The sequence below is a fragment of the Algoriphagus sp. genome (assembly GCF_024642405.1).
Lineage (GTDB): Bacteria > Bacteroidota > Bacteroidia > Cytophagales > Cyclobacteriaceae > Algoriphagus.
In genome coordinates, this window is record NZ_JAHEBC010000239.1 from 1 (window position 1) to 5,875 (window position 5,875).

Genomic DNA, 5,875 nt, shown 5'->3' on the forward strand with positions numbered 1-5,875 from the left:
AAATGGGGAATATCGCTAGATATGGTTGGCGAAAATACAGATGTTACTGGTGGAACATTCCTTATCGAAAAAATGCCTGATCCAAGTGCAATCTGGACAAGAGGAAATGACAAACACTCGGAATGGGGAGGTTCACCGATGACAGTAGAACAAATGAAACCTCATTATTTCAACGATTTTATATTGACTGTTTTCAAAGAGCAAGGAAGATTTGCTGACTGGGTGGTGGAAACCAATCCTTTCGAAGGAGGTTCAGATCACACGCCATTTCTACAGGCTGATATCCCTGGATTGTTACTTTGGCACTTCACCGATCAGTTTTATCATACGGATAATGATCGCCTGGACAAAGTCTCACAAAAAACCATGGTAAATGTCGGGACAGCAGCTTTGGTTTCTGCTTATACTTTGCTGAATGCCGATGAAAAGACTGGTGATGAATTAGCAAAAATGTTATTGGACAAAGCAATTCAAAGGCTGCAGGCTGAGGCTATTTTAAGTAAAAAAGCTATTGAAACCGGTGAAGATGAGGAAGAGCAAAAGTTAATTTTAGAGACTTGGAAAGATTGGTATTTGAATGCATTGAACTCGATAAGTGATGTTGCTCAAACACCCAATCAAGAATTGGAAGAATCTATTTCTTTTGCCAAACAAAATTTACTAGAGGTTTATCTTAGCATTCTTCAATCATTTTAATAATTAGGTTTAGATGATTACAAATAATAAAAGATTATTGGATTTCCTCTTTGGTATTGCCGAAAGCCTTTTTAGGATTGTCCATCAAAAGCATCTTCCAGTCTTCCTTCGTAAATCCTTTCGCATCTAAATCAGGAATCAAATCTGTGAAAATATTTGTGAAAGGTTGGAAATCTCCTCCATCGGGTTTGGCTGGATCATACCAACCTGCGTCATGGGAAATCAATACATTTCCCAGAATTCCATTTTCTTTTGCAAATAGTAAGCGGTCTTCGTATTCCTGTAATCCCCAACCTATACCATCTAAACTGATCCAAACTCCGAGTTGAGCAGCAGTGAGGTAATTCTGAAAATCTTGTTCTGCCTGAGCATGTACCCAGATAAATGCGGATGGATCAATCTGCATCTTTTGAAGAATCTCTACCTCTTGTCTGGCTGTATTCCAAGTTCCCGTATGTGAGGCTATCGCCAATCCAGTTTCCACATGCGTAATTCCAGCAGCTCGAACCAGTTTTGCATCTACTTCCTTCAAAGGATCTTGTTCATTTACCGAAATCTTAATGAATCCAGGCTTTATCCCAGTATCCCCAATTCCATTCTCATATTCAGAAACCCATCGTTCTGCTAACTGCGAGGCATTTTCCTGAAAGACAAAATCCGGAAGGTATTTCCCTCCTACTGCTCCATAAAATCCGGCATTTGTCATGATTCTAATTCCTGATTGTTCACTGAGTTTTTTCAGCAGAGTTGGATCCTTTGCCAGATAGGATGGAGTACAATCGAAAATGGTTTTTACACCGTATTTACTCACTTCCTGAAGGTAAGGAAGGACTTTGGCGATTACTTCTTCCTGAGAATATCGATCTGGAGAAACTGAATCCGCACCAATAAAATCCACCAACATATGCTCGTGAATCAGGGTGACTCCAAGAGAGTCGATAGGAATAGGGCCTGTTACGGTATTGATATATTCGGCATCAGACCCAGGTTTTGAACAGGAAAAAGATAGGACTAGGAGACTTATCCAAACTAGTAAAGAATGTTTCATCTTTAAAACTAAACAACTACTTGATTGTATGTCAACTGATATTGGAATTGATTTATAAATCTTTGAAAAAAAATTTTCCATTTATTTCAAAAAAAAGATCTGCGCCTCTTTCTCTACTTTATCAGGATTTCTCCGAGTTTGGAAGTTGAAAAAATCAAATCTATTTGAATCGACAATTTAATATTCCAAAAGCCTCTATTGGCAAGTCGAAATCTCGTATTTTACCAATACATTATTTTTTAACACCTATACTCTTTACATCATTTTTAAAGTATTTCAACACTTAATTTTAGTTGATAAAATCAATTTTTAAAATAATACTTTATTTTGTTTTTGGTAAGTTATAAGGTTATATTCATCTGATTTTTATTGTTATTCATACATTTTTATTAAAAAATCATGAAAAAATCAGAAGAAATACCTGTCCTATATGTCACAGTTGCAATTTTGCTTCTTATGACCTTTCATATTTCGATCTCCTATTCTCAGCAAAGGCTTTCGAGCAGCCCTAAAACAGCCCCTAATTTTATTGCTCCAATGATATATAATCAGCCAGTTACGCAAGATCGTATATTCATAATTAATCAGATTCAGAACAATGCCGACTCACCCCAGTTTAGTCAAAAATTTAGCCAAAGCAATATTTCGCTATTGCTGCAAACTCAATCCCCAGCAGTTTCTTTTCGACAACAAGTTCCTAAATCCCAGAAAAACTCTTTACCTATTATTGATTATGGAAATGAAGGTATGAGTAGAATTTTAGCTTTGCCATGTGATGATGCCCCAATTGGAAATAACGATCTTTATGTAGTTGGAAAGGACAAGATTTTAACAATCGCTGCTCCTGGCTTCCTGATTAACGATATAGACCTCCAAGGTGAAGCACTTACAGCTACACAGATTTCAGATAATGTGGATCATGGAACTATAAATGCTTTGACGGATGGATCATTCACCTATACACCAGCCCCTGGCTTTGTAGGAACCGATCAATTTCAGTACCGAATGAAAGATGCTTCAAATAATTCATCAGCGGACATAATTGTGACGATTGAGGTTAGTGCAAACAGTAATCGTACTCCAATTGGAACCAATGATTCATTTGCTGCACTTGCTGGAAAAATACTAAGTATATCAGCGCCTGGATTTCTGGGTAATGACATAGATCAAGATGGAGACGTAATTACAGCAACTGCGATAGTAGACAATGTCGATCATGGAACTATAAATGCCTTGACCAACGGGTCATTTACCTATACACCTAGCCCTGGATTTACCGGCACCGATCAGTTCCAGTACAAAATGAGAGACTCGGAATTAAATGATTCCGATCCTATTACTGTTACTATCGAGGTTTTAGAAGGAAATCGAAAACCAATAGGAACAGATGACTCATATGGAGTTGTAATAAACACTTCATTAACAATTCCAGCTCCTGGTTTTCTTCTAAACGACATTGATCCGGACGGAGACGTTCTCACGGCTACTGTGATAGTAGATAATGTCGATCATGGAACACTAGCTGCCTTTGCAAATGGGTCATTTACCTACACCCCTACTCCCGGCTTTACGGGCACCGACCAATTTCAGTACAAAATGCGTGATCCCGATCAAAATATTTCCGATCCCATTACTGTCACTATCGAAGTCGTAGGAACCGGTGTTCTTCCAGTAGGGTTCTCCGATCAATATCGAACTTCGGATGGAAGTACCCTTACCATTCCAGCTCCAGGTTTTCTTTTAAATGATATAGACCAGAATGGAGAGGCTCTTACTGCCACTCAGATAGTTGACATCACAGATCACGGAACATTAAATGCCTTGACAAATGGGTCATTTATATACACCCCTAGCCCTGGCTTTGTGGGTACCGATCAATTTCAATACAAAATGAAAGATGCTTCTAATAATGAATCAGAGGCTATCACTGTGACTATTGAAGTCGCTGAATCCTTCAACAGAAATCCTGTTGGTATTGATGATGAATACGCGACTACTGCCAATGCAACTCTAACCATTGCAGCACCTGGTTTTCTCAGCAACGACATTGATCAGGACGGAGAAACACTTACTGCCACTCAAATATCAGAGAATGTGAGTCATGGTACCATAAATGCTTTAACAGATGGATCCTTCTCATATACTCCCACAGCGGGATTTATAGGTACCGACCAGTTCAAATATAGAATGAGAGATGCTTCTTTAAACAATTCGGATGACATAACGGTCACAATCCATATATATGAAGGAAACAGGAATCCATCAGGTACCAATGATATCTTTGGAGTAGTAAAAAATACGACATTGACTATAGCTGCAGGTGGTTTTCTTATCAATGACTATGATCCAGACGGGGATGCATTAACGGCTAATTCTATTGTTGAAAATGTGGATCATGGTATCCTTGCAGCCTTGACTGATGGATCTTTTACTTATACTCCCGCTTCCGACTTTACAGGGACTGATCAGTTTCAATATCGTATGCAGGATTCTAAATCAAATTTTTCTGAACCTGTAACAGTAACTTTGGAAGTGGTTGGACCTAACCTTCCGCCAATTGCTTCAGCAAACAATATCACAACTGAATGTACTGGAGAGTTAGGCACAACAGTTACTCTTGATGGAACTAGTAGCAGTGATCCTGAAGGTGGAGCATTAATATTTACATGGTTTGAAAATAATAATATTATAGCAGGACCTAATTCCACCGGAATGTCTGATGTCTCATTCGAAACTGGAGTACACCTGGTTAAATTAAAAGTAGAAGATGAGTGTGGCTTGAGTTCTGAAATTGATATTGTTGTGACAGTTGAAGACACCACGGCACCATTGGTATCAGCCGGATTAGTACCAACTGGATCAAATAATATGTACATGGTTTCCTGTAGCTCCTCTGACAACTGTTCTGAGATTGTCAATAGCTCATCATTTATCCTAATCCCTAACCTAACAAATCCGTCTATTTCATTAAAGAATAAAGATAGATTTAGCCTTGAGATTGATTTGGATAAAAATACAGTTAAAGTGGAGGCTCCGAATGCTGCTTCCTTCTGGGCTAAGGTGAATTTGGATGGTGGAATAGAGGTGACTGACGGGCAAGAGCTTGAAGTGAAATATGAACGAAACAAAAATAAATACGGCTTCGATTCACAGGGTAAACTGATTTCAGTTAAAGCAGAAGTCGTGACATTAAGGTGTACCGCAACTGATGGAAATGGAAATTCTGCCCTCAGTGAAGAATCCCTTCCAATGGTTGGAAATGAATCTTTAAATTCTTCTATTTTACCTGAGGATAATTCATCCATATTCCATAGAAATTATCCAAACCCATTTACTGATAAGACCACTATACAATTTAGCCTTCCCAAACCAGCATTTGTACAGATTATTATCCTTGATCAGAATGGAAAAATCTTAGATGAATTAGCCCGCGAGCAAATGGAAGCCGGTGATCATGAGGTAATCTGGAATAGTGCCAACCGTAATTCAGGTGTTTACTTCTACCGTATTCAGTATAATAATAACATTGTATCAAACAAACTATTACTACTTCGATAGTATTAGCTTTTCAACCAAACCCATAGTAGTCACGGAAATATCCGTGACTACTTTTTTTTAATGATGGATAAATTCAAGTAAAAAGTCATAATAGGGTTATCTATTAATCTGGATGGGTTTCAGAAGTTCGATGTATTAGTTTATTTTACAAATATGTTAGCTATTCGCAATAACAGGAATTATTACGCTATTAAAATTTCAAAAAAACTAGATTGAATATAGAACTTTATCAGAATCCCTTAAACTTGAAAAGTATACTTTTTTAGCAATAACAGGACACTATCAAATTCAAGAAAATGCATTTCCAAACTTTGTTGAAAAGTTTGAAAGTCTAATTTCTAATTCGACAAAAAACTGGTTGGATTATACTCTAAAGAGAGATAGTGAAACGAATCATGATGCTAATACAGAAAAATATTCCGGATCAGATAAAAATAGTTATAAAAATATATGATTATCCGCAATGATGCCAGTATGCTTAATTTCTTTGTTTTACTGGCTCGAAGACCGATGACGGAAGACCGAAGAATCGATTTCTTTTCAATTTACCGAATTCTATGTCGCTTTAGATTA

At 37.5% G+C, this 5,875-nt stretch carries 3 protein-coding genes; 2 read left to right on the top strand and 1 reads right to left on the bottom strand.

Annotation, left to right across the window (positions count from 1 at the left end; translation table 11 throughout):
• On the top strand, positions 1 to 696 hold a 696-nt coding region (locus Q0L68_RS15090), incomplete at its 5' end, for a M28 family peptidase (protein WP_296704842.1).
• Between the two features lie 34 nt (positions 697 to 730).
• Here Q0L68_RS15090 and Q0L68_RS15095 read toward each other — a convergent pair.
• Positions 731 to 1,744 carry a phosphotriesterase gene (locus Q0L68_RS15095; protein WP_296704844.1) on the bottom strand — a complete coding sequence of 338 codons (1,014 nt, stop codon included), beginning with the start codon at positions 1,742 to 1,744 and terminating at the stop codon, positions 731 to 733.
• 399 nt (positions 1,745 to 2,143) lie between these two features.
• Here Q0L68_RS15095 and Q0L68_RS15100 point away from each other — a divergent pair, with 399 nt between their 5' ends.
• Positions 2,144 to 5,302 (top strand): Ig-like domain-containing protein, encoded by a 3,159-nt coding sequence (locus tag Q0L68_RS15100; protein ID WP_296704846.1) that lies wholly within the window; start codon positions 2,144 to 2,146, stop codon positions 5,300 to 5,302.
• Positions 5,303 to 5,875: the final 573 nt, after the last annotated feature.